The organism is Dactylosporangium sp. NPDC051087, assembly GCF_055586325.1.
Map to the genome: position 1 here is coordinate 182,351 of NZ_JBVJIJ010000024.1, position 24,246 is coordinate 206,596.

Sequence of the window (24,246 nt, forward strand, 5' to 3'; positions counted from 1 at the left end):
CGACGCTACCGCCACCCACCAGGTTCCGCAGGGTCACGGCAGGTTGTGTCCCGCCAGCTGCCAGCCCCGCGTCGCGTCGAACCGCAGCTCGGTGGAGTGACAGTTCTGCAGCGCCCCCAGGGTCGGCGCGAGCGAGTGCGGCCACCCGAGCAGCGCGCACGTGCCGTGCCGGGCCACGGCGCCGTGGGTCGCGACGATGATCGTCGCGCCGTCCGGCGCCGCGGACACGATCTCCTCCAGGGCGTCGGTCATGCGCTTGCTCAGCGCGTCGACCTCCTCGACGTCGGCGGCGTCGACGGGCTCGCCCCGCCGCCACCGCTCGAACGCGTCGGCCCACGTCGCACCGATCTCGGGGTGGGTCAGCCCCTCCCACTCGCCGAAGCTGCGCTCACGCAGCCGCGGGTCATAGGTGACCGGGACGTCGACGAGCGCGGCGAGGGCGGCCATGGTGGTGCTGGCCCGCCGCAGGTCACTGCTGACGAGCACGGCGGGCTGCAGGGCCGCGAGCCGGGGCGCCGCGGCGGCGGCCTGCGCCAGCCCCGTCTCCGACAGCGGCGTGTCGATCTGCCCCTGCACCCGCCCCCCGGCATTCCAGGAGGTCTGCCCGTGCCGCCACAGCACCAGCCGGGTCACGCCGCCACCTCCACGACGCTGCGGTGACGGCGGATCACGCCGGCGCGGGCAGATCGCGGTCGACGAACTCGATGACCGGGCAGTCCTTCCAGAGCCGGTCGAGCGAGTAGAACTCCCGCTCCTCCGTGTGCTGCACGTGTACGACGATGTCGACGTAGTCCAGCAGCACCCAGCGTCCGCCCCGCTCGCCCTCGCGGCGCACCGGCTTCGCCTTCTCGGGCAGCTGCGCCAGCCGCTCCTCGATGGCGTCGACGATCGCCAGGACCTGTCGCTCGTTGGGCGCAGAGGTCACCACGAACGCGTCGGTGATGGCCATGCGGTCGGCGACGTCCAGGATGACGATGTCTTCGGCCTTCTTGTCGGCGGCCGCCTGTGCAGCGGTGAGCGCCAGCTCGATGGCACGCTCAGTCGCGGGCACCGGGCTCCCTTCGTCGGTCTGCCCCGGCCTGCTGCGCCGGGCTCGTTCTAGCCTCTCACGCCCGTACGACAGTCTGCCGCTCAGATGTTGTCGACTTTTCGGTACAAACCCCGCTTAGCGATGTATTGCACCACTCCATCGGGGACCAGGTACCAGACCGGTTTGCCTTCCTCGACCCGCCGCCGGCAGTCGGTGGAGGAGATCGCCATGGCCGGCACCTGGACCAGCGAGACCGAGTCCGCCGGCAGGTGGGAGGCGTCGAGCTCGAATCCAGGCCGGGTCACGCCGACGAAATGCGCGAGGTCGAACAGGTCCCGGGCGTCCTTCCAGGACAAGATCTTGTTCAGCGCGTCGGCGCCGGTGATGAAGAACAGTTCAGCCTCGGGGCCGTAGGTGTCGCGCAGATCACGCAACGTGTCGACGGTGTACGTGGGCCCGTCCCGGTCGACGTCGACCCGGCTGACCGTGAACCGCGGGTTGGAAGCGGTCGCGATGACCGTCATCAGGTAGCGGTCCTCCGGCGAGCTGACCGCCGACCGGCTCTTCTGCCAGGGGTCACCGGTGGGCACGAACACCACCTGGTCGAGCCCGAACCGGTCGGCCACCTCGCTCGCGGCGACCAGGTGACCGTGGTGGATCGGATCGAACGTCCCACCCATGATGCCCACGCGCATCCTGGCATCGTAATGATCAGCTGGCGTCGCCCGGACGTGTGTTCCGGTTCCGCCGCCGCGCGCCGGACGTGTAGCCTCAAGGGCCATGACGTTGTCGCACCCCAAGGGTGCCTTTGACAGCTCCCGCGCCGTGTGGCGCTCCGCGCCCGGCGAGAGCCACGGCAGCAGGGTCGAGGTCGCGTTCGTCGACGACCTGATCGGCCTGCGCAACGGCGCCGACCCGCACAGCCCGGTGCTCGTCTTCACCCAGGACGAGTGGGACGCCTTCGTCGCCGGCGCCAAAGACGGCGAGTTCGACGTCTGAGCCGAGGCCCCCAGAGGGACGGCGGAGGCCGCCGCAGGAACACGACGGCCTCCCCCGGACCAGGTCGGCAGCGCGGTCAGTAGAGCAGCGACCGGATCGGCGGCATCCGCTCCAGCCGCGGCGCCAGCGCGCGCAGCCGCAGCGCGAGCGTGACCGCCTCAAGGGTCGCCTCGGCGTCCGCGCCGACCGGCACCGCGGCCCGGTGCCGGTCGAGCCAGGCCGCCACGTCCGGCCAGTGGAAGACCGGCCGCCGAGGATGGTCCCGCACCGGCGCCGGGAACCCCGCGACCGGCCCAGGAGCACCACCCGCCGGGAACCCCGCACCCGGCGCAGGAGCACCGCCCGCCGAGGACCCGGCGCCCGTCCAGCCGCGCACGACCTCGACCGGCCGCCCGGCCCGCGCCGCGATCACCTCCAGCGTCACCAGCGGATCGTCGCCGGCGACCCCGGCGATGCCCACCCCCGCCGCGTCCAGGTCACGGACCCCGGACACGACCGCGTCGACCAGCGTCGGCGCGACCCGGTCGAACGCCACCCAGGCCAGGCCCTCGGCCGGCACCACCTCCACGCTGAGGTCGTGGGCCCGGTCGAACAACAGGTCGGCCCGCTCGTCGTCCAGCGGGCATCCCGCGTACAGGCGGAACTGCCGCAACATCGTCGTCACCGCCCTCGGCCGCACAGCGCGTGCCGCTGCACGAACGCGTCGATGCGCCGCGCGACCAGCTGCCCCGCCACCCCGGGCGGCACCTCCCCGGGCACCCCCAGCCATCCCAGGCACCCCGGGCAGCTCAGGCGCAGCCAGTGCCGGTCCCTCTCCACGTCGACGCCCGTCCCCGTCATCCCGTGCATGTCGTGCCTCCCCCGATCGGACCTCCGCTCACGCACCAGCCAACACCTGGATCCGCCGTTTGGGAGGGGCCAGAGAGGGGGCCACTGAGACCACTGCAAGCTTGGTAGAATCGACGCATGCTGCACCGTGCGATGAGCTGGCGCGCCCGCTAGGGGCGGCCGCTGACCTGCACGCACGCAGACACATCCCCATCCGAGGCCGTCCGTTCCGGACGGTCTTTTTCGCATGTCCTGGGACGGGTCGGCCGCCGAAGACCCGAGGAGGCCCCGAATGTCCCGTCGCATCTCAGGGTTCAAGCCCACCGGCCCGCTCCAGCTCGGCAACTACGTCGGCGCGATCAGACCCGTCGTCCGCGGCCAGCACGAGCAGCCCACCGTCGTGTTCATCGCCGACCTGCACGCCCTGACCGTGCCGCACGATCCCGTCCTGCTGCAGACCCTGTCCCGCGAGGTCGCCGGGCTGCTGCTCGCCGCGGGCGTCGACCCGGACCACGCCCTGCTCTACCGCCAGTCCGACGTCGCCGCCCACCTGGAGCTGCACTACCTCCTCGAATGCGTGGCCGGCTACGGCGAGGTCCACCGGATGATCCAGTTCAAGGAGAAGGGCGGCGGTGGCGGCTCACGGCTGTCGCTGCTGACCTACCCGGTCCTGATGGCGGCCGACATCCTGCTGCACGACATCGACGAGGTACCGGTCGGCCGCGACCAGCGCCAGCACGTCGAGCTGACCCGCGACCTCGCGGAGCGCTTCAACGAGCGGTACGGCGCCACGTTCACGGTGCCGAAGGCGGTCCACCCGGAGGTCGCCGCGCGGATCGCGGACCTGGCCGACCCGACCCGCAAGATGGGCAAGACCAACGCCTCGACCGCGGGCGTGCTGTTCCTGCTCGACGAGCCCGACGTGCTGCGCCGCAAGATCATGCGAGCGGTCACCGACGCGGGCACGGAGGTCGTGTACGACCCGGAGGGCAAGCCCGGCGTCGCCAACCTCCTCGACATCCTCGGCACGCTCACCGACCGCGACCCGCGGGCGGTCGCCGAGGAGCACGGGAACAGCGGATACGGCGCGCTGAAGACGCACCTCGCGGACGCGGTGATCGCCGCCCTGGAGCCGATCCGGCGCCGCTACCACGAGCTGACCGACGAGGAGATCGAAGCCGTCCTCGCGAAGGGCGCCGAGCGGGCCGCCGAGCGGGCCGGCCAGACGGTCCGCAGGACGAAGGCGGCGCTCGGCCTCACAGGTGGACGGCGCGCTCCCGCAGGTAGCCCAGCGACGCCGGCGATGGCCGGTCGACCGTCGTGAAGCGCGCCGGCCGGAAGTCGATCTCCTCGATCAGCAGGTCCGCCTCGACCATCAGCGCCCACGGCACGTAGAAGACCCGCTCCCCCGGCAGCGCCACCCCGACGAAGTCGACGACGGGCAGCAGCGTCGGCGAGCCGACGGCCCAGACGGCGGTGGTGAACGTGGAGCCGTCGGGGCGGGCGGTCAAGGTGCAGTCGGACAGGCGCGGGTCGGCGAGGGTCCGCCGCTGGTGCTCGGCCACGTCGGTGGCGAGACGGCGGCGGGCCTTCGCGGCGGCGTGGAAGGCGGGGTGACCCGGCTCCGGGTCGAAGGGCACGACGCGTCCGTCGTCGTCGGTGGTGTACGCCATGGGCGACAGCGGCACCGGGGTGCGCGCGTACTCGTCGGCGGCCAGGTCGTACAGCTGCTCCACGAGGCGGGGCTCGTCAGCGCAGACGAGCAGCATCAGCGTGCTCGGCAGGAACGCGACGGCCCGCCCGCCGACCTGCTCGTCGAGCTCGGCCAGCCACCCCTCCAGGAGCACCCACGACACCAAATGCTCGCCGGAGTAGTCGGGCACGTGCAGCACCGACGGGCCGAACAGCGCGGCGCTGGCCGGCAGCTCGGCGCGGGCGAGGGTGTGGTCGTGCGCGGCCGCGAAGATCTCCTCGGCGCTCACCCCCCAGCGGCCGGGGCTGTCCAGGTCGACGGGGACGTCCTCGACGAGCACGACCTCGTCGAGGTGGGGCAGGGCGGGACGGCGCAGCGTACGGGTGCCGCGGGCGGCGTGCCGCAGCGCGAGGCGGAGCTTCGGCAGCGCCTCGTCGAACGTCTCCGGCTGGGCCGGCGGCGCGAGGCTGCTGGCGACGAAGTCCCGCACGAACCGTTTCCGGTCGCCGGGGCTGCGCTGATACTGGCTGAACGCCTTGGCGAGGAACAGCCAGCTGTACGCGTCCTGGCCGCACTCACACACGATCGCGAACTGGGACGGGCGGAATTCGGCGTCACGGACCCCGAGCCTGCGCAACTCCGCCAGCACCTGGTCGGCGAAGCGCTCACGTGGCGATCGGGCCGGTCGGGTCAGCCGTTCAAGGATGCCCACCGACCGAACATTAGCCTCACGCGAGCTCGGACGCGATGGGCTCGGAGGCAATAACGAGCTTTTCGTAGCACAGGCTGAGCGGACTGTGTACGTACGGCCCATAGGGTGGAATCGGTCGGTAACCCGCAGATTCGTACAAACGGATCGCCTCGGGCTGTCGGTTACCCGTCTCCAGCCGGATGAGCGGGTAGTGCGAGCCGACCGCGAGATCCTCCAGCGCCGCGAGGACCCGGCGGGCGATGCCGGTGCCGCGGTGCGCGGGTCGCACGTACATCCGCTTGAGCTCGACGGTCCGGTCGTCGAGCGGCTGGATCGCGCCGCAGCCCGCACCGGCGCCGTCGACGGTGGCGATCACGAACCGGGCCGCCGCGCCGACCGGGGCACGGGGCGCCATGCGGCCGTAACGGCCGGCCATCTCGTCGGCGGCCGCCGCGAGCAGCTCCACCACCGTCGGATCACCCGGCGCCCGGCGCGTCACCCGGACCTCCCGGGCGGTGTCGTCGAAGCGCTTCTCGAAGCAGCGGCTGCCCTCGTACCGCACATAGCCGCCGAATCGCGGGATGGGCCGGTACCCGGCGGCGAGGAACAGGGCGATCGCGTCGGGTGAGGTCACGTCGGTCTCGACCCGCAGCACCCGGTGCCCGCGCGACGCGGCGAGATCCTCCAGCGCGGCGAGCACCCGCCGGGCCACCCCCCGGCCACGGAAGCTGGGGCGCACGTAGAGCCGGGTGACCTCGGCGACGTCGATGTCGGCGGCCAGCAGGGCGCCGCAGGCGACCGCGTCACCGCCCATGACCGCGACGAGATAGCGTGCGGTTGGGTCGACCGCATAGACGTGGCCGTCGCGGCCGCCGTCCCGCGTCCGCAGCTCGACCTGCTGATCGACCACGAGCGCGATCACTTCCGAGTCGTCCGATGGACGTTGCTCGATCAACATGGAACGACGGTACGCACCCGGGATTTCCCCGATGTTTCCTTTGACCAGCGATTCTTGTTGCGCGCCGGGTTAAAAGTCGTCCTCGTCGTCGTCACCCGCGGTTGAAAGTTCCAGCGTCTCGTACGGCTGGCGACGAGCCCCCCGCATGGCCTTGCGCTCCGAGGCACGCACCCGCTTGTTGGGCTCCTCGAGGCGGTAGTCGGTGCCGCGGTTACCGGGGACGTAGTCGTCCGCCGAATACGTGTTGGGCTGCCAGTCGAATTCACGGACGCCAATACGAACCGGCGATCCGGGCACTGCGCCGGCTTTCTTCAGCGCGTCTTCCACGCCGAGTCTGGCGAGCCGGTCGGCAAGGTACCCGACGGCCTCGTCGTTGTCGAAGTTGGTCTGCCGCACCCACCGCTCGGGCGCGCCGCCGCTGACCACGTAGACACCTTCGGCGTCCTGCTTGATCGTGAAGCCGCTGTCGTCGACGGCGACCGGGCGGATGACGATGCGGGTGCGCTCCGGCGGCGGCGCCTGCTTGCGCTGCGCCAGCACCAGCTCGGACATGGCGAAGATGAGCTCGCGCAGCCCCTCGTGGGTGACGGCGCTCACCGCATACACGGCGTAGCCGCGCTCCTCGAGGTCGCCGCGCATGATGTCTGCGAGGTCGCGGCCGTCCGGCACGTCGATCTTGTTCAGCACGACGATCCGCGGCCGGTCCTCCAGGCCACCGTAGGCGGCCAGTTCGGCCTCGATCGCGTCGATGTCGGACGCCGGGTCGCGCTCGGTCTCCAGCGCGGCCGTGTCGACCACGTGGACGAGCACCGCCGTGCGCTCGATGTGCCGCAGGAACTGCATGCCGAGGCCCTTGCCGGTGGCCGCGCCCGGGATGAGGCCGGGCACGTCGGCGACGGTGAACGTGTTGTCGCCGGCCTGCACGACGCCGAGGTTGGGCACCAGAGTGGTGAACGGGTAGTCGGCGATCTTCGGCCGGGCCGCGGAGATGACCGAGATCAGCGACGACTTGCCGGCCGACGGGAAGCCGACCAGGCCGACGTCGGCGACGCTCTTGAGCTCCAGGACGACGTCGATCTCTTCGCCGGGCTCGCCGAGCTCCGCGAAGCCGGGCGCCTTGCGGCGGGTGTTGGCCAGCGACGCGTTGCCGCGCCCGCCACGCCCGCCACGGGCCAGTTCGAACTCGGTGCCCTCACCGATCAGGTCGGCGATGATCTCACCGTCCGTGCTCTGCACGACGGTGCCGTCCGGCACCCGCAGGACGAGGGTCTGCCCGTTGGCGCCGTCGCGGTCGTTGCCCGCGCCGCCGACGCCGTTGCCGCCCTTCTGGTGCGGGTGGAAGTGGAAGTCCAGCAGCGTGTGCACGCCCGGGTCGACGACCAGCTTGACGCTGCCGCCGTGACCGCCGTCGCCGCCGTCGGGGCCGCCGAACGGCTTGAACTTCTCGCGGTGGATGGACACGCAGCCGTGGCCACCGTCACCGGCCCTCACGTGCAGCACGGCCCGGTCAACGAACGTGGTCACGACCCGATCCCCTCACTCACGAACCCGGGCCCACGAAACCGCGAACCCCGAACACCGGACGCACACCGCGAGCCGGCAACAGGCCCGCAGTCGCGAGCCCCCGAAACACCGGACCCGCGAAAGCGAGCCCGCGGATCACGCGCCCTGCAAAAAGCCCGTACAAAAGCCTGTACAAACACGAACGGCGGGCTGGGAGCGTATATGCCCCCGGCCCGCCGTCCGGAAAAGAAACTTCAGCCTGCGGCTGGGGTGATGCTGACCGTCTTGCGGCCCCGCTTGGTGCCGAAGAGCACGTGGCCCGCGGCGAGCGCGAACAGCGTGTCGTCGCCACCGCGGCCCACCAGGTCACCCGGGTGGAACTTGGTGCCGCGCTGCCGGATGATGATCTCGCCGGCGTTGACCAGCTGACCGCCGAAACGCTTCACGCCGAGCCGCTGGGCAGCGGAGTCGCGCCCGTTCCGCGAGCTGGACGCACCTTTTTTATGTGCCATCGCGCTGCCCCTACTTCCCGGTGGAGATGCCGGTGACCTTCACCTGGGTCAGCGGCTGGCGGTGACCCTGGCGCTTGTGGTAGCCGGTCTTGTTCTTGAACTTGTGGATCCGGATCTTCGGACCCTTGGTGTGCGCGACGACCTCAGCGGTCACCGCAGCGCTGGCAAGCTTCGCCGCGTCGGTGATGAGATCTTCGCCGTCGACAAGCAGCACCGCCGCAAGCGACAGGGAGTCGCCAGGCTGGCCCGCGAGCTTCTCGACCTCGATCACATCGCCCTCGGCGACCTTGTACTGCTTGCCGCCGGTCTTGACGATCGCGTACATCGGACGCGGACTCCTGTCGTAGCTACTGGCGGTTGGTCATCCGCGTCACCCATACAAAGCACGCAAAGACCCGACGCACGAAAGTGCGCCTTGAGAAGGGTACGCCATCGGTGGCGCACCCCCCAAATCAGGGGCGGGTCCGCCTGCGCAGGCCACCCCTGCGGGTCCGGCGGCGCGCGCCGTTCCCCGTCGACTCTTCGTCGTCCTCGTCGATGTTGTCAGGGTCGTCCTCGGAGGCGATCGGCGTGAACTCCGAGTCCTCCTCGACGTCCTCGACGGTGTGCGGCACGTCGACGGTGTCGGTGTCCGTCGCGGTCTCCTCGTCGGTGACCTCTGCGACCGCCGCGCCGCCCCGGCGCCCACGCCGCCGGCTGCTGCGGGCCGGCTGCACGTCGGACTCGTCCACGCCGCTGGTGACGGTCGCCGCCTTCGCGGGCGCGTGACCGTTGCTGCCGGCGCTGCCGCCGCCACCGCTGCCGCCGCCGCGCTTCTCCGGGATCGGCTCGGTGTGGATGATCAAGCCGCGGCCCTTGCACACCTCGCAGGTCTCGCTGAACGCCTCGAGCAGGCCCTGACCGACCCGCTTGCGGGTCATCTGGACCAGGCCCAGCGATGTGATCTCGGTGACCTGGTGCTTGGTCCGGTCCCGGCCCAGGCACTCGGTCAGCCGGCGCAGCACCAGGTCGCGGTTGGACTCCAGGACCATGTCGATGAAGTCGATGACGATGATGCCGCCGAGGTCGCGCAGCCGCAGCTGGTGGACGATCTCCTCGGCCGCCTCGAGGTTGTTGCGGGTGACCGTCTCCTCGAGGTTGCCGCCGGCGCCGGTGTACTTGCCGGTGTTGACGTCGATGACGGTCATCGCCTCGGTGCGGTCGATGACGAGGCTGCCGCCGGAGGGCAGGAACACCCGCCGGTCGAGGGCCTTGATCAGCTGCTCGTCGATGCGCAGGTCCGCGAAGACGTCATTGACGCCGGTGTACCGCTTGACGCGGTCGACCAGGTCGGGCGACACGTGCGACAGATACGGCTCGACCGACTCGTAGGCGTCGTTGCCCTGGATGACCAGCTCGTGGAAGTCCTCGTTGAACAGGTCGCGGACGACCCGCACGACCAGCTCCGGCTCCTCGTAGAGCAGGGCCGGCGCGCTGCTGCTGCCGGACTTGGACTGGATGGCCTCCCACTGCGCCTGCAGCCGCTTCACGTCGCGGGCCAGGTCGTCCTCGCTGGCGCCCTCGGCCGCGGTGCGCACGATGACCCCGGCGCCGTCGGGCACCAGGTTCTTCAGCACGTCGCGCAGGCGCTTGCGCTCGATGTCGGAGAGCTTGCGGCTGATGCCGGAGGCGTTGCCGTGCGGCACGTAGACCAGGTGCCGGCCGGACAGCGCGATGTGGCTGGTGAGCCGGGCACCCTTGGTGCCGATCGGGTCCTTGGTCACCTGCACCAGCACCGAGTCGCCCGACTTGAGGGCCTGCTCGATGGAGCGGGTGCGGCCCTCCAGGCCGGTGGCGTCCCAGTTGACCTCGCCGGCGTAGAGCACCGCGTTGCGGCCCCGGCCGATGTCGACGAACGCCGCCTCCATGCTGGGCAGCACGTTCTGCACGCGGCCGAGGTAGACGTTGCCCACCATCGAGCTGGACGAGGCCCGGGTGACGTAGTGCTCGACGAGCACCTTGTCCTCCAGGACCGCGATCTGCGTGCGGTCGTTCTTCTGCCGGATGACCATCGTGCGGTCGACCGCCTCGCGGCGGGCCAGGAACTCCGCCTCCGAGAGGATCGGCGGGCGGGTCCGGCGCTGCTCGCGGCCGTCCCGGCGGCGCTGCCGCTTGGCCTCCAGGCGGGTCGAGCCGGAGATGCCCTGCACCTCGTCGCGGTCGCGCTCGCGGGCGGCCGGACGCGGCTCACGGATCTTCACGACCACGTGCGGGTCGTCGGCGGGCTCGGTGTCGGTGGAGCCCTTGCGCCGGCGGCGGCGCCGGCGGCGGGTCAGGCCCTCGCCGTCCTCGTCGCCGTCGTCAGCGGCCTCGGCGTCCTCGTCGGCCGCGGCCTCTTCGCCCTCGGCCTCGCTCTCGCCGTCGCCCTCGACGTCGTCGATGTCCTCGCCGAGCGTGCCGCGGCCACGACCCCGGCCACGGCGGCCGCGCCGCCGGCGGCGGCGGGTGCCGGGCTCGAACTCGTCGTCGTCCTCGTCGTCCTCGGCCCCGAGCTCCCCGGCCTCGGGCTCCTCGGTCTCCACCGGGGCCTCGGCGACGGGCGCCTCCTCGACGGTGCGGCGGCCGCGGCGCCGGCGGCTGCGGCCGACGGGCTCCTCGACGGGCTCTTCGCCCAGGTCCTCGTCGTCGTAGCCGACGGCGACCGGCGCGACGGGCGCGGCGAACGGGTCGATGCCGGACGCGGCGGCGGGCGTGACGGTGGCCGGGCGGACCGGCTCGACCTCCTCGCTCGGCGGCATGAACAGCACCTGGATGGGCGCGGCACGGCGGCCCCGGCGGGCCGGCGGCTCCTCGACCACGGGCTCCTCGACGACCGGCTCCTCGACCGGTTCCTCGACGGGCTCCTCGGCGACGGGCTCCTCGACGGGCTCCTCGACCGGCTCCTCGGCGGCGACGGGTTCGGCGTCGGCGACCGGGAGCGGCTCCGGCTCCTCGACCGGCGCGGCCTTGACGGCGCGGCGGCGGGTGCGGGTGGCCTTGACCGGCGCGGCGGCCGGCTCCTCGGCGTCCAGCGGCAGCGTCTGCTGTCCGGACTCGCCCAATTCGCCCGTTTCGTCGCTTGTGGTCGCTTTCACCGCCCTGCGGCGGGTCCGCCGGACCGGCGCGGGCTCCTCGGCCGGTGCCGCTTCCGCCTCGGGGGCGGGTGCGGCCTCGGCCGGTGCCGTGTCCGGGTCGGCCGCCGCGGCGGCCGCCTTGGTGGTCCGGCGCCGCGTGCGGCGGACGGGCGTGGTCTCTTCGGTGGTAGCGGCGTCTGCAACCGGCTCGTCGCCGGTTGCCTCGCCGCTTGCCGACTCGTTGTCGAACATGCGGACGTTCTCCAGTTCTGGCGCTCCCGGGCGCGTACAAACGCAGCCACACGGGGGCACCGCATATATGTTGTGCCGGCGGAGGTATCCGCTCGCACGGACGATCCGCCGAAAGTCTGCCAACCTCGCCGACTACTCCAGTGACGAAGCCCCGACGACGACCGCCGGCCGATCCGCGGCGAGCGGATCGACGAACTCTCCCTGCGCGGTCAGCACGCCCTGAGCCAGTCGGGTCGCACGAGGCGGGACCGGAGGCTCCAGGTCGGCTACAACACGCAGACCGGACAGCACATCATCGGGTCGCACGGTCGGGGTTCCCTGCCGCACGACAAGGTCGAGTATCGCACACGGTGCCTCGGTGACCTCGGAAGGTACGCCACCGAGGGCCGAAGGGACCCCGATCACACCGAGGCGGACGACGGCCGCCCGGGTGTCGAAGACCCGCTTTCCCTGCTTGGTGAGCCGCTCCACGAGCACCTCGGAGGCGTCCAGGAAGGTCTGGACCGCCTTCGCGGCGTCCTCCGGCATGATGCCGGGCAGCTCGATGTGCCACGCCGACGCGTCGATCCGGTCGGCGAGGCTGCCGCCGCCGTTGAGCGGCGACTGGACGGCCTCGAGCACGTCGAGGCCGGGAGACAGCGCCGCGTCCAGGGCGGCCCGCAGGTCCGCGGGGTCCACCACCGCCCGCAGGCCGATCTCCAGGTATTCCGCCTCGCTCGCCACCCCGGTCGGCGCCGCCGAGGCGTAGGAGACCTTGGGGTGCGGGGTGAAGCCCTGCGAGTAGGCGATGGGCACATTGGCCCGCAGCAGCGCCCGCTCGAACGCACGGGCGAAGTCGCGGTGCGAGGTGAAGCGCATCGGGCCCCGCTTCGCGTAGCGCAGCCGGATCCGCTGCACGACGGGGTCCTGGCCACCCTCGGGCTGACGCTTAGCCACGGGTCGGCACCCGCAGTCCCGTGGCCACCGGGGTCAGGGGCAGCAGCTTCTTGCCCGTGGGGCCGATCTGGATCTCGGTGTCCTGGCTCGGGCACACGCCGCAGTCGAAGCACGGCGTCCACCGGCAGTCGTCCTGCTCGAAGCCCGTGACCGAGTCCTGCCAGTCCTGCCAGAGCCAGTCCTTGTCCAGGCCGGAGTCGAGGTGGTCCCACGGCAGGACCTCGTTCTGGTCGCGCTCGCGGGTGGTGAACCAGTCCAGGTCCACGCCGAAGCCCGGCAGGACCTCACCGGCGGCGTCGACCCAGCGCTGGTAGGAGAAGTGCTCGGACCAGCCGTCGAAGCGGCCGCCGGACTCCCAGACCCGCCGGATGACCGCGCCGACCCGCCGGTCGCCCCGGCTGAGCAGGCCCTCGATCAGGGAGGGCTGGCCGTCGTGATACCGGTAGCCGATCGCCTTGCCGAGGTTGCGGTCGCTGTTGATGGCGTTCTTCAACGCCCGGAGCCGGTGGTCGATGACCTCCGGGGTCTCCATCTTCGCCCACTGGAACGGCGTGTGCGGCTTCGGCACGAACCCGCCGATGGACACCGTGCACCGGATGTCGCGGGAGCCGGTGGCCTCGCGGCCGGCCCGGATGACCTCGTGCGCCAGCTTGGCGATCTGGAGCACGTCCTCGTCGGTCTCGGTCGGCAGGCCGCACATGAAGTACAGCTTCACCGCCCGCCAGCCGTTGGTGTACGCCGTGACGACGGTCCGGATCAGGTCCTCCTCGGTGACCATCTTGTTGATCACCTTGCGGATCCGCTCCGAGCCGCCTTCGGGCGCGAAGGTCAGGCCGGTGCGCCGGCCGTTGCGGGCCAGCTCCTGCGCCAGGGTCACGTTGAACGCGTCGACCCGGGTCGAGGGCAGCGACAGGGACACGTTGGTCCCTTCGTACTGCTGGGCCAGCCCGGAGCACATGTCGCCGATCTCGGAGTGGTCGGCGGAGGAGAGCGAGAGCAGGCCGACCTCGTGGAAGCCGGAGAACTCCAACCCCTCCTTGACCATCTGCCCGACGGTGGTGATCGAGCGCTCCCGCACCGGGCGGGTGATCATGCCCGCCTGGCAGAAGCGGCAGCCCCGCGTGCACCCGCGGAAGATCTCGACCGCGTAGCGCTCGTGGACCGTCTCGGCCAGGGGCACCAGCGGGCGCTTCGGGTAGGGCCACGCGTCCAGGTCCATGGTGGTGCGCTTGTGCACCCGGAACGGCACGTCGGCCCGGTTGGGCACGACCCGCTGGATGCGGCCGTCGGGCAGGTAGTCGACGTCGTAGAACCGCGGCACGTAGACCGACTCGGTCCTGGCCAGGCGCAGCAGCAGCTCGTCGCGGCCGCCGGGCGAGCCGTCGGCCTTCCACTGCCGCACGATGCCGGTGATCTCCAGGACGGCTTCCTCGCCGTCGCCGAGGACGGCGGCGTCGATGAAGTCGGCGATCGGCTCCGGGTTGAACGCGGCGTGCCCACCGGCGACGACGACCGGGTGCCGCTCGTCCCGGTCGCGGGACTCCAGCGGGATGCCGGCCAGGTCGAGCATCGTGAGCATGTTGGTGTAGCCGAGCTCGGTGGCGAACGAGATGCCGAACACGTCGAACGCGGTCACCGGGCGGTGCGCCTCCACGGTGAACTGCGGCACACCTTCGGCGCGCATGAGCGCCTCCAGGTCGGGCCAGACCGCGTAGGTGCGCTCGGCGAGCACGTCGGGCTGCTCGTTGAGCACCTCGTAGAGGATCTGGACGCCCTGGTTGGGCAGGCCGACCTCATAGGCGTCGGGATAGGACAGGGCCCACCGCACGGTGACGGAGTCCCAGTCCTTGATGACCGCTCCGAGCTCACCGCCCACGTATTGGATCGGCTTGCTGATCCTGGGCAGCAGACGCTCGAGTTGCGGGAAGACGCTTGCGACGCTCACGGGTCCCCAGGGTACGCGCCCGTCGCGTCATGATGCCCGCTGGCGCCTCCTCGGGCCGCGTCCTTCCGGCTGCCGGGGCGGTGGCGTGCCCGGATGCGGCGGCGGGACGGGCAGCGTGACGGGCTTGTCGGGGGTGACGGTGAACTGCTCGCCGTGGTGACGCAGCGTCATCTTCCCGGAGTCCAGCTGGTAGGTCGCCTCCTGGTGGTCGACGGTCACCCGCAGGATGCTGCCGTGGCAGGTGATCGCGAACGACAGCCGGTCGAGCCGGTCCGGCAGCCGCGGCATGAACGACAGCTCGCCGCCGTGGTCGCGCATCCCGCCGAAGCCCGCGACCAGCGCCAGCCAGGTCCCGGCGAGCGAGGCCATGTGCAGCCCGTCGCCGGCGTTGTGCTGCAGGTCGTACAGGTCGACGAAGGCCGCCTCGCCGAGGTAGTCGTACGCCAGCTCGGTGTGCCCGACCTCGGCGGCCATCACGGCCTGCGTGCACGCCGACAGTGACGAGTCGCGCACGGTGCGCTCGTCGTAGTAGGCGAAGTTGCGGGCCTTCTCCTCCGCGGTGAACGCGTCGCCCCGCCAGTGCATGGCGAGGACCAGGTCGGCCTGCTTGACGACCTGGCGGCGGTACAGGTCGAAGTACGGGTAGTGCAGCAGCAGCGGGTAGTGCTCCGCCGGCGTGTGCTCGAAGTCCCACTCCTGGTGCCGGGTGAAGCCGGCGGACTGCTCGTGCACCCGCAGCTCCGGGTTGTAGGGCAGGTGGATCCTGGCGGCCGCGTCCCGCCACGACGCGATCTCCTCGTCGTCGACCTCGCACCGCCGCGCCGCGTCCGGGTGCCGTTCGGCGGCTCCCGCCGCGGCCAGCAGGTTCTGCTGGGCCATGAGGTTGGTGTAGACGTTGTCGTCGGCGATGGCGCTGTACTCGTCGGGCCCGGTGACCCCGTCGATGTGGAAGACGCCGTGCCGGTCGTGGTGGCCGAGGGAGCGCCACAGCCGGGCGGTCTCGACCAGCAGCTCCAGGCCCACCTCGGCCTCGAACTCGGTGTCGCCGGTCGCCTGGACGTAGCGGACGACGGCGGCGGCGATGTCGGCGTTGACGTGGAACCCGGCGGTGCCGGCGGGCCAGTAGGCGGAGCACTCCTGCCCGCGGATCGTCCGCCACGGGAACGCCGCCCCGGCCAGGCCGAGCAGCGCGGCGCGGTCCTTCGCGAGCTGGAGCGTGTCGTGCCGCCAGCGCAGCCCGTCACGGGCCGCGTGCGGATGCGTGTACGTCAGCACCGGCAGCACGAAGCTCTCGGTGTCCCAGAACACGTGCCCGTCGTAGCCGCGGCCGGTGAGCCCCTTCGCCGCGATCGGCCGCGCCTCGGCCCGCGCGCCGGCCTGCATCAGGTGGAACAGCGCGAAGCGCACCGCCTGCTGGATCTCCGCGTCGCCCTCGACCTCGACGTCGGCCTGCGCCCAGAAGCTGTCGAGGAACTTGCGCTGCGAGACGACGAGCCCGTCCCAGCCGCCGAGCCGGGCGCCGGCGATCGCGCCGTGCACCTGGTCGCGGATCGCCTGCCGGGACCGCTGGCTCGACCACCCGTAGGCGATGTACTTGACGATCCGCAGCCGCTGGCCGGGCTGCAGCTCGCAGGCGAACGTGGTGCGGGCCCAGTCCTCCCGCGCCTCGGTGTGCGAGCGGACCGGCACCGGCGCGTCGACCTCGTGGTCCATCTCCGCGCCGAGCCGCAGCCAGCTGGCCTTCGTGCGGTGCAGCAGCTGCGCGTTGAGCCCGCTCGCCGCGTGCTCCTCCGGCTCGAGGGCGTGCCCGAGCGCGGCCGCGACCCGCGGGTCCTTGCTCGGCTGCGGGACGTCCTCGTTGGCCACCAGCTCCGACTGCACGATCACCCGCGCCGGGCCGTCGACGGGCTCGACCTCGTACAGGAATGCGGCGACCGACCGCTGCTCCAGCGACACGAGCCGGGTGGTGCGGACCTTGATCCGCTGCTCGGCCGGCGACACCCAGTCGACGTCGCGGGTGAGGGTGCCGGCCCGCAGGTCGAGGACCCGGTCGTGGCTCAGCAGGTTGCCGTACCGCACGTCGAACGGCTCGTCGTCGACCAGCAGGCGGAACACCTTGCCGTTGGTGACGTTGAGGATCGACTGGCCCTCCTCGGGGAAGCCGTACCCGGCCTCCGCGTAGGGCAGCGGGCGCTCCTCGTAGAAGGAGTTGAGGTACGTGCCGGGCAGCCCGAACGGCTCGCCCTCGTCGAGGTTGCCGCGCAGCCCCAGATGCCCGTTGGACAGCGCGAACAGCGACTCGGTCTGGGCCAGGTCGTCGAGGTCGAGGCGGGTCTCACGGACCGCCCACGGCTCGACCGGGAACGTCGGCATCAACCCTCCAGCAAGTCGTCGAGATCCGGTACGACGATGTCGGCGCCGGCGGCCCGCAGGTCGTCGGCGTGCGTGCCACCGATGCGGTCGAGCCCGACGACGAAACCGAACCCGCCGGCCTTCCCCGCGGCGACGCCGGCGAGGGCGTCCTCGAAGACGGCGGCGTGCTCCGGCGCGACGCCGAGCTGCTCCGCCGCGGCCAGGAACGTGTCGGGGGCGGGCTTGCCGTGCAGCCCGCGCTCGCGGATGGTGACCCCGTCGACCCTGGCCTCCAGGTACGCGTCGAGGCCGGTGGACGTGACCACCTGCAGGGTGTTGGCGCTGGAGCTGACCACGGCCCGGCGCAGCCCCGCCGCGGCGGCCGCCTTCAGGTAGCGCACCGATCCCGGGTACGGCTCCAGGCCCTCCTTGATGAGGGTGAGCAGCAGCTCGTTCTTGCGGTTGCCGAGGCCGTTGACGGTCTGCGCGTCCGGCGGGTCGCCGGGGGTGCCCTCCGGCAGGGTGATCCCGCGGGAGGCGAGGAAGTCGCGGACGCCGGCCTCGCGGGGTTTGCCGTCGACGTAGTCGTTGTAGTCGGCGACCGGGTCGAACGGCCGCTGACCGTCGCGGCCCTTGAGGAAATCGTCGAACGTCCTGGTCCAGGCCTTGTTGTGGATGACCGCGGTCGGGGTGAGCACCCCGTCGAGGTCGAACAGGCAGGCGGTCACGCGTTCCGGTAGCCCCAGCACACCGCAACGGTATCCGCGCCAGGTGTCGACCAAACCTGCCGTCGCCGAACGGCGGGCCGTGCACGGGGTCGCTAGCCTTCGAGGTGTGACACTCCCGGACGAGTCGCCCACCGAACGTCAGCCCGCCAACCCGACCTGGGTGGGTTCGGCGTCGGTGCCGCCGGGCGGGTCACGCCGGCGCCGGCAGTGGGAGGACACGCTCGACCTGCCCGCCGCGCCGCGCACCGTGCCGTTGCCGCCGGACCCCGCGCCCCCGCCGCCGGAGATCCGCTACGTGCCGGTCCCCCAGTACGGTCCGCCGCCGCCCGGATACCGTCCGCCGCCCGGGTACCGCCAGCCGCCGCCCGGCTACGCTCCGCATCCGCCGCCGCAGTACCGGCGACGCAAGCGCCGCTGGCCGTGGGTCATGTTGCTGCTGCTCGCCCTGTGCGCCGGCTGCTGCGGCGGGTCGTACGCCTGGGCCCGCCCGTACTGGGTGCAGTACCCGGCATCCGTCCAGGTGGATGCCACGGTGCCGGGCCTCACCCGTTCCGGCGACGCGGGCGCGAAAAAGGCGGCCACCGACATCCAGAAGGCGCTCACGTCGGACCACCTCGACGAGTCCGGCTTCACCGTGACCTACACCGACGCCTCGAACAAGTCGCTTCGGGTCCTCGTCGCGGGCGCCACCCGCTTCATCACCGACCCCGGCCGCGACCTGGAGGCGAGCATCCGCAAGCTGCCCGCGGCGATGCAGGTCGGCACGGTGCGCGACATCGACCCCGGTCCCTTCGGCGGCGAGCAGCGCTGCGCGGCGGCCCGTTACGACAGCCGATCGGCGACGGTCTGCGGCTGGGCGGACCACGGCGTCATCGCCCTGGCCGTCTTCCCCGGCAGGTCCGTGGAGCAGGCCGGCACCCTCACCCACAACATCCGCGGCTCGATCGTCCGCCGCGACTGACCTCAGTCCTTCTCGGCGGCGGCGATCTGGTCGGGGCGCTTCGGCGCGTACCGGGTGACATACTCCTGGCCGGTGAGCTGCTGGATCGCGTTCATCAGCTTGAGGGTGAGCTCGCGCATCCCGCGGCTGTCGACCTCGCCGCCCTGCCACTGGCTGAGGTCGAGGGGCTCGCCGACGCGGACCTCGACCGTCGGGCCGAGCCGCGGCACGGAGGTGCCGATCGGCTGGATCTTCTCGGTGTTGAGGATGCCGATCGGGATGATCGGGGCGGGCGCGTCGAGGGCGAGCTTCGCCACGCCGGGGCGGCCGCGATACAGCCGGCCGTCGGGCGAGCGGGTGCCCTCGGGGAAGATCCCCAGGACGTGCCCGGCGCGCAGGACCGGCAGCGCGGCGTCGAGGGCCATGAGGCTGGCCCGGCCGCCCGAGCGGTCGACGGGGATCTGGTTCAGCCCGTACATGACGTTGCGCATGACGGCGCCCCTGACGCCGGGACCGACGAAATACTCGTCCTTGGCCAGGAAGTAGACGTTGCGCGGCATGAACGCGCCCATCAGCACCGAGTCGATGACCGACTGGTGGTTGCTGGCGAGAATCGCCGGGCCGGTGGCCGGCACGTTGTCCAGTCCGCTGATCTTGGGCCGCCAGAGCAGCCGGGACACTGGTGAGATCGCGAACTTGCCGACCGCGTACAGCGCGGACAAATGCCCTCCACCAGGCTCAACAGACGATGCCGCCCACTGTAGACGGCGCAGCCCGTCAGGTCAGCCGCAGACCGCACAACCGTGGGCAACACCACCCGCGCCCTACGACGCGACGAGCACCAGCGCGGTCGCGGCGAGCCCGAGCCCGGCCAGCTGCACCGGGCGCAGCCGCTCCCGGTCGACGAGCATCGCGAGCAGCACGGTGCTCACCGGATACAGCGAGGCGACCGGCGCGATGATGCTCAGGTCCCCGCGCTGGACGGCCAGGATGTAGAGGGCGTTGGCGCTCATGTCGAGCATGCCGGCGGCGAGCAGCCAGCGCAGCGTCGCCCCGCCCGGGACGAGCCGCCCCTGACCGGCGCGGCGCAGCAGCACCGGCGCGCCGAGGGCGACGGCGGTGACCTGCGCGCCGAGGACCGGCCACATGCCGGCGTCACCGCCGGCCGCGTCGCCGGCGGCGGACAGGCAGATGAAGAACAGCCCGAACGCGACGCCGGCGCCGAGTGCCATGCCGAGCATCCCGGCGGAGATCTTGGAACCGCCGCCGGTCCCGGGCGCCAGGCTGACCAGGCCGATGGCGACGATCGCGCAGGCGGCGCCGGTGAGGGCGAGCCCGCCGGGCCGCTCGCCGGAGAGCAGCCCGGCGACGAGCGGCAGCAGCGCGGAGGTGACGGCGCTGACCGGCGCGACGATCGTCATGGCGCCGCCGGCCATCGCCCGGTAGAACACCATCATCCCGACCATGCCGAGCGCACCGGCGGCGGCGCCCCACCCCAGGGCACCGGCGTGCGGGGCGGCGGGCAGGAGCACGAGGAAGAGCAGCAGCAGCGGGATGCTGGCGGCCTTCGACACCACGACGACGATCTTCGAGTCGGCGCGCTGGCTGGCCTTGCCGCCCGCGAAGTCGCCGACACCCCAGACCAGTCCGGACACCGCGGCGAGCAGCAGCCCGATCATGCCGTCACCGCGGCCGCGCGGACGGCCCGGACGGTAGCCTCATGGCCCACGGACCGGCACAGGTCGAGCGTTGCATCGGCGATGGCGAACATGCCCCAGTCGTATCACAATATTGACTGCGGAGGAAAATATTTTGACCGAGGATGTGGCCCAGATCGCCCAGGCGGCGATCGCCAGGCACGTGAAGGTCCTGCGGCAGGGCCGGCGCTGGTCCCTCGACGAGCTGGCGAGCCGGTCGGGGGTCAGCAAGGGCATGCTCGTGCAGATCGAGGGCGCGAAGACCAACCCGAGCATCGGCACGCTGTGCCGGATCGCGGAGTCCTTCGGGGTGAGCATCGGGCGGCTGCTGGAGTCGGAGCCGGAGCCGGTCGTGAGGATCGTCGGCGCGGACGAGCCGCCGGTGCTGTGGCGCGGCGACGCCGGCGGGACCGGGCGGCTGCTGCGCGGCGTCAACGACCCCGCGTTCGTCGAGCTCTGGGAGTGGCGGATGCCGCCGGGCGAGTCGCACGATTCCGCCGACCACTCGTCCGGCACGCGCGAGCTGCTCCACCTCCGCGAGGGCACCCTGACGGTGACCGTCGACGGCGTCGAGCACACCGTCGGGCCCGGCGCGACGATCGACTTCCGGGCCGACCGCCCCCACGCCTACCGCAACGCGGCGGACGTGGAGGCGGTCCTCACGATGGTGGTCGTGATGCCCGAGGGCGAGTTCGACCGGCGCGCCCCTAGACCTTCGTCACGGTGACCGAGACCGCCTGACCGTCGCCGACCTCGCCCGCGAAGCCGCCTTCGACATCGCCGCCCAGCCGGACGTCGTCCGCCAGGACCTCGCCGGCCACGAACGCGCCGTGCACGGCGAGCACCTCGTCCAGCCCGGCCCCGGAGACCACGACGGTGATCCGGTCGGACACGTCGAGGTCCGCGTCGCGGCGGGCCTGCTGCACGACCCGCACCAGGTCCCGCGCCACACCCTCGGCCGCCAGGTCCGGGGTGACCGTGCTGTCGAGCACGACCACGCCCTCGCCGCCCGGCAGCGGCGCCGACTGGGTCGGGTCGGCCGCGACGAGCTTCAGGTCGTATTCGCCGTCCTGCAGCGTCACCCCGCCGGCCACGACCGTGCCGTCGGCGGCGTGCTGCCAGTCACCGGCCTTGACCGCCTTGATCACCTGCTGGACGTCCTTGCCGAGGCGGGGGCCGAGCGCCCGCGGCACCAGCGTCAGCACCGGCGTGCAGTGCGCGGCGACGTCGCCGGTGAAGACGACCTCCTTGACGTTGACCTCGTCGGCGACGAGCGCGGCGAACGGTCGCAGCGCCTCCGCCCGCGGGGTCGCCACGGTCAGGGTCCGCAGCGGCAGCCGTACCCGCAGGCCGCGCGCCTTGCGCAGGGACAGCGCCGCCGAGCACACGTCACGGACCGCGTCCATGTCCGCGACCAGCGCGTGGTCCGCCGGGAAGTCCGCCGCCGACGGCCAGTCCGTCAGGTGCACCGACCGGTCGCCGGTCAGGCCGCGGAAGATCTCCTCCGCGGTCAGCGGCGCGAGCGGCGCGACGACCTGCGTGAGCGTCGTCAGCACCGTGTACAGCGTGTCGAACGCGTCCTGGTCCCCGGACCAGAAACGGTCGCGGGAGCGGCGCACGTACCAGTTGGTCAGCGCGTCGAGGTACGACCGGACGGTCCCGCAGGCGCCGGACAGGTCGTAGGCGTCCAGCTGCTGCTGCACGGTCGCGACCAGCTCGCCGGTCTTGGCCAGCACGTACCGGTCGAGCAGGTGCGTGCTGCCGGTGTCGCGGCGGGCGGTGTACCCGGCGGCGTTGGCGTACAGGCCGAAGAAGTAGTAGACGTTCCACAGCGGCAGCAGCACCTGCCGGACGGCGTCGCGGATGCCGACCTCGGTGACGGGCATGTCGCCGCCGCGCAGTACCGGCGACGACACCAGGAACCAGCGCATCGCGTCGGACCCGTACTCGTCGAACACCCGGTAGACGTCCGGGTAGTTGCGCAGGCTCTTGGACATCTTGCGGCCGTCCTCGCCGAGCAGGATGCCGTGGCTGACGCAGTTGTTGAACGCCGGCCGGTCGAAGAGCGCGGTGGCCAGCACGTGCATGGTGTAGAACCAGCCGCGGGTCTGGCCGATGTACTCGACGATGAAGTCGCCCGGGTAGTGGTGCTCGAACCAGTCCCGGTTCTCGAACGGGTAGTGCACCTGGGCGAACGGCATCGACCCGGACTCGAACCAGCAGTCCAGGACCTCCGGGACCCGGCGCATGACGGACTGCCCGGTCGGGTCGTCCGGGTTGGGCCGGGTCAGGCTGTCGATCTCGGGGCGGTGCAGGTCGCCGACGCGCACGCCGAAGTCCCGCTCGAGCTCGTCGAGCGAGCCGTACACGTCGACGCGCGGATACTGCGGGTCGTCGGACTTCCACACGGGGATCGGCGAGCCCCAGAACCGGTTGCGGCTGATCGACCAGTCGCGGGCGTTGGCCAGCCACTTGCCGAACGAGCCCTCCTTGATGTGCTCCGGCGTCCAGGTGATCTGCTGGTTGAGCTCCACCATCCGGTCACGGAACGTGGACACCGCCACGAACCACGACGAGACCGCCTTGTAGACCAGCGGCGAGTCGCACCGCCAGCAGTGCGGGTAGGAGTGCGTGTAGGAGTCGTGGCGCACGACGACACCCGCGGCCTTGAGGTCGCGGATCACCGGCTTGTTGGCCTCGAAGACCTGCATCCCCTGGTACGTGGGGACGATCGAGGTGAAGCGGGTGTGCTCGTCGACGGTGACGACGGTGGGGATGCCCACCGACGCGCAGGCGGTCTGGTCGTCCTCGCCGAAGGCGGGCGCCATGTGCACGACGCCGGTGCCGTCCTCGGTGGTGACGAAGTCCGCGCCGATCACCTGGAACGCGTTCGGGGTGTCGGCGAGGAAGTCGAACAGCGGCGTGTACCGGCGCCCGACCAGCGTCGATCCCTTGACCTCGCGCTTGAACGCCGCTCCCGCCAGCTCCTTCTCGTAGGCGGCGACGCGGGACGTGGCCAGGACGAACTCCTGTCCGTCCTCCTCGAACACCGAGTAGTCGATGTCCGGGCCGACGGCCAGGGCCAGGTTCGAGGGCAGCGTCCACGGCGTGGTCGTCCAGGCGAGGATCTTCTCGCCGGTCTCCAGCTGGAAGGCCACGGTCAGCGCCGGGTCCTGCCGGTCGCGGTAGACGTCGTCGTCCATCCGCAGCTCGGTGTTGGACAGCGGCGTCTCGCAGCGCCAGCAGTACGCCAGCACCCGGAAACCCTCGTAGACCAGGCCCTTCTCGTGCAGGGTCTTGAAGGCCCACATGACACTTTCCATGTAGTCCAGGTCGAGCGTCTTGTAGTCGTTGGTGAAGTCGACCCAACGTGCCTGGCGCGTGACGTACCGCTCCCATTCCGCGGTGTACCGCAGCACCGACTCCTTGGTGGCCGCGTTGAACTTGTCGACGCCGAGCTGGAGGATCTCCGCCTTGGTGGTGATGCCCAGCTGCTTCTCCGCCTCGACCTCGGCGGGCAGCCCGTGACAGTCCCACCCGAAGCGCCGCTCGACGCGATGGCCGCGCATCGTCTTGTACCGCGGGACGACGTCCTTCGCGTAGCCGGTCAGCAGGTGGCCGTAGTGCGGCAGGCCGTTGGCGAACGGCGGGCCGTCGTAGAAGACGAACTCGTTGTCCCCGTCGACGCCGGCGTCACGCTGGTCGACGGAGGCCTCGAAGGTCTTGTCGGCGGCCCAGTAGTCCAGGACGCCCCGCTCGACCGCGGGCAGGTCCGGGCTGGCGGGCACGCCTCTGCCCGCGTTGTGCATCGGGTAGGCCATCGGTGGTCGCACTCCTCGCGTGGTCAGTTTCCTGCACTCCACGCGGGGACGAACCCTGGGAACCAGGTCCGCGGTACCACCCCGCTTGCCACCTGGCGGTGGCCGCTCGTTGGCCGGCTGTCACGGGCCGGTGCCCGTCCGGTTCTACTCGGACCTGACGGTCCTTTCTTCCGGAGGCTCGCCGGTGATGGCCGGGTCGACGCCTGTGACTCCAGGGTACCGTGCCGCGCACCCGGGTTTCCCCGGCTCCCATAAAGAATAGTAAAGAA

22 protein-coding genes are annotated in these 24,246 nt (G+C 71.7%); 4 read left to right on the plus strand and 18 right to left on the minus strand.

The annotated features are described in order from the left end of the window. Positions 1 to 33: 33 nt before the first annotated feature. The 3 genes from ACZ6TV_RS38995 to nadD form a co-directional block, all read right to left on the minus strand. Complete coding sequence (locus ACZ6TV_RS38995; protein ID WP_465303606.1) at positions 34 to 633, minus strand: histidine phosphatase family protein; 600 nt, start codon at positions 631 to 633, stop codon at positions 34 to 36. Between the two features lie 34 nt (positions 634 to 667). Continuing rightward, positions 668 to 1,051: a ribosome silencing factor gene (rsfS, locus tag ACZ6TV_RS39000; protein ID WP_465303608.1), complete on the minus strand. Its 384-nt coding sequence runs from the start codon at positions 1,049 to 1,051 to the stop codon at positions 668 to 670. 80 nt (positions 1,052 to 1,131) lie between these two features. After that, entirely contained in the window at positions 1,132 to 1,725 is a 594-nt protein-coding gene (gene nadD, locus ACZ6TV_RS39005; protein WP_354786400.1) for a nicotinate-nucleotide adenylyltransferase, read from the minus strand. Positions 1,726 to 1,810: 85 nt separating this feature from the next. Between nadD and ACZ6TV_RS39010 the strand changes: the two genes are divergently transcribed. After that, positions 1,811 to 2,029, plus strand: coding sequence for a DUF397 domain-containing protein (locus ACZ6TV_RS39010; RefSeq protein WP_033365485.1), 219 nt, complete (start codon positions 1,811 to 1,813; stop codon positions 2,027 to 2,029). Between the two features lie 76 nt (positions 2,030 to 2,105). On the opposite strand, the gene ACZ6TV_RS39015 is transcribed toward ACZ6TV_RS39010, so the two are convergent. Together ACZ6TV_RS39015 and ACZ6TV_RS39020 are read right to left on the minus strand one after the other, a co-directional pair. After that, complete coding sequence (locus ACZ6TV_RS39015; protein WP_465303611.1) at positions 2,106 to 2,684, minus strand: hypothetical protein; 579 nt, start codon at positions 2,682 to 2,684, stop codon at positions 2,106 to 2,108. A 5-nt stretch (positions 2,685 to 2,689) separates the two neighbouring features. Next, positions 2,690 to 2,878, minus strand: coding sequence for a hypothetical protein (locus ACZ6TV_RS39020; RefSeq protein WP_465303613.1), 189 nt, complete (start codon positions 2,876 to 2,878; stop codon positions 2,690 to 2,692). 271 nt (positions 2,879 to 3,149) lie between these two features. On the opposite strand from ACZ6TV_RS39020, the gene trpS reads away from it, so the two are divergent. Further along, positions 3,150 to 4,181 (plus strand): tryptophan--tRNA ligase, encoded by a 1,032-nt coding sequence (gene trpS, locus ACZ6TV_RS39025; protein WP_465303615.1) that lies wholly within the window; start codon positions 3,150 to 3,152, stop codon positions 4,179 to 4,181. On the opposite strand, the gene ACZ6TV_RS39030 is transcribed toward trpS, so the two are convergent. The 10 genes from ACZ6TV_RS39030 to ACZ6TV_RS39075 form a co-directional block, all read right to left on the minus strand. Continuing rightward, positions 4,114 to 5,262, minus strand: coding sequence for a hypothetical protein (locus tag ACZ6TV_RS39030; RefSeq protein ID WP_465303617.1), 1,149 nt, complete (start codon positions 5,260 to 5,262; stop codon positions 4,114 to 4,116). The genes trpS and ACZ6TV_RS39030 overlap by 68 nt on opposite strands. Before the next feature lie 16 nt (positions 5,263 to 5,278). Then, positions 5,279 to 6,199 (minus strand): GNAT family N-acetyltransferase, encoded by a 921-nt coding sequence (locus tag ACZ6TV_RS39035; protein ID WP_465303619.1) that lies wholly within the window; start codon positions 6,197 to 6,199, stop codon positions 5,279 to 5,281. A 69-nt stretch (positions 6,200 to 6,268) separates the two neighbouring features. Further along, complete coding sequence (obgE, locus tag ACZ6TV_RS39040; protein WP_465303621.1) at positions 6,269 to 7,723, minus strand: GTPase ObgE; 1,455 nt, start codon at positions 7,721 to 7,723, stop codon at positions 6,269 to 6,271. 233 nt (positions 7,724 to 7,956) lie between these two features. Beyond that, positions 7,957 to 8,214, minus strand: coding sequence for a 50S ribosomal protein L27 (gene rpmA / locus ACZ6TV_RS39045; protein ID WP_033365480.1), 258 nt, complete (start codon positions 8,212 to 8,214; stop codon positions 7,957 to 7,959). A 10-nt stretch (positions 8,215 to 8,224) separates the two neighbouring features. After that, the gene (rplU, locus tag ACZ6TV_RS39050; RefSeq protein WP_033365478.1) at positions 8,225 to 8,539 is read right to left on the minus strand and encodes a 50S ribosomal protein L21; all 315 of its coding nucleotides are present in this window, start codon (positions 8,537 to 8,539) and stop codon (positions 8,225 to 8,227) included. 127 nt (positions 8,540 to 8,666) lie between these two features. Beyond that, positions 8,667 to 11,558: an Rne/Rng family ribonuclease gene (locus ACZ6TV_RS39055; protein WP_465303624.1), complete on the minus strand. Its 2,892-nt coding sequence runs from the start codon at positions 11,556 to 11,558 to the stop codon at positions 8,667 to 8,669. Between the two features lie 132 nt (positions 11,559 to 11,690). Further along, entirely contained in the window at positions 11,691 to 12,455 is a 765-nt protein-coding gene (locus tag ACZ6TV_RS39060) for a TIGR03936 family radical SAM-associated protein (protein WP_465303669.1), read from the minus strand. 31 nt (positions 12,456 to 12,486) lie between these two features. After that, positions 12,487 to 14,439, minus strand: a complete 1,953-nt coding sequence (locus ACZ6TV_RS39065; RefSeq protein WP_465303626.1) for a TIGR03960 family B12-binding radical SAM protein — start codon at positions 14,437 to 14,439, stop codon at positions 12,487 to 12,489. Between the two features lie 27 nt (positions 14,440 to 14,466). Continuing rightward, the gene (locus ACZ6TV_RS39070; protein WP_465303628.1) at positions 14,467 to 16,812 is read right to left on the minus strand and encodes a glycoside hydrolase family 65 protein; all 2,346 of its coding nucleotides are present in this window, start codon (positions 16,810 to 16,812) and stop codon (positions 14,467 to 14,469) included. Continuing rightward, positions 16,812 to 17,540 (minus strand): beta-phosphoglucomutase family hydrolase, encoded by a 729-nt coding sequence (locus ACZ6TV_RS39075; RefSeq protein WP_465303630.1) that lies wholly within the window; start codon positions 17,538 to 17,540, stop codon positions 16,812 to 16,814. Before ACZ6TV_RS39075 ends, ACZ6TV_RS39070 begins: the two co-directional genes overlap by 1 nt. An 85-nt stretch (positions 17,541 to 17,625) precedes the next feature. On the opposite strand from ACZ6TV_RS39075, the gene ACZ6TV_RS39080 reads away from it, so the two are divergent. Continuing rightward, positions 17,626 to 18,480, plus strand: a complete 855-nt coding sequence (locus ACZ6TV_RS39080; protein ID WP_465303632.1) for a hypothetical protein — start codon at positions 17,626 to 17,628, stop codon at positions 18,478 to 18,480. Between the two features lie 2 nt (positions 18,481 to 18,482). On the opposite strand, the gene ACZ6TV_RS39085 is transcribed toward ACZ6TV_RS39080, so the two are convergent. Further along, positions 18,483 to 19,181: a lysophospholipid acyltransferase family protein gene (locus tag ACZ6TV_RS39085; protein WP_465303634.1), complete on the minus strand. Its 699-nt coding sequence runs from the start codon at positions 19,179 to 19,181 to the stop codon at positions 18,483 to 18,485. 102 nt (positions 19,182 to 19,283) lie between these two features. Further along, on the minus strand, positions 19,284 to 20,138 hold the full coding sequence (locus tag ACZ6TV_RS39090) for an EamA family transporter (protein ID WP_465303635.1): 855 nt from the start codon (positions 20,136 to 20,138) through the stop codon (positions 19,284 to 19,286). Between the two features lie 133 nt (positions 20,139 to 20,271). On the opposite strand from ACZ6TV_RS39090, the gene ACZ6TV_RS39095 reads away from it, so the two are divergent. After that, complete coding sequence (locus tag ACZ6TV_RS39095) at positions 20,272 to 20,883, plus strand: helix-turn-helix domain-containing protein (protein ID WP_465303637.1); 612 nt, start codon at positions 20,272 to 20,274, stop codon at positions 20,881 to 20,883. Here ACZ6TV_RS39095 and ileS read toward each other — a convergent pair. Beyond that, positions 20,864 to 23,977, minus strand: coding sequence for an isoleucine--tRNA ligase (gene ileS, locus ACZ6TV_RS39100; RefSeq protein WP_465303639.1), 3,114 nt, complete (start codon positions 23,975 to 23,977; stop codon positions 20,864 to 20,866). The two genes, ACZ6TV_RS39095 and ileS, sit on opposite strands and share 20 nt — an antisense overlap. Positions 23,978 to 24,246 lie beyond the last annotated feature (269 nt).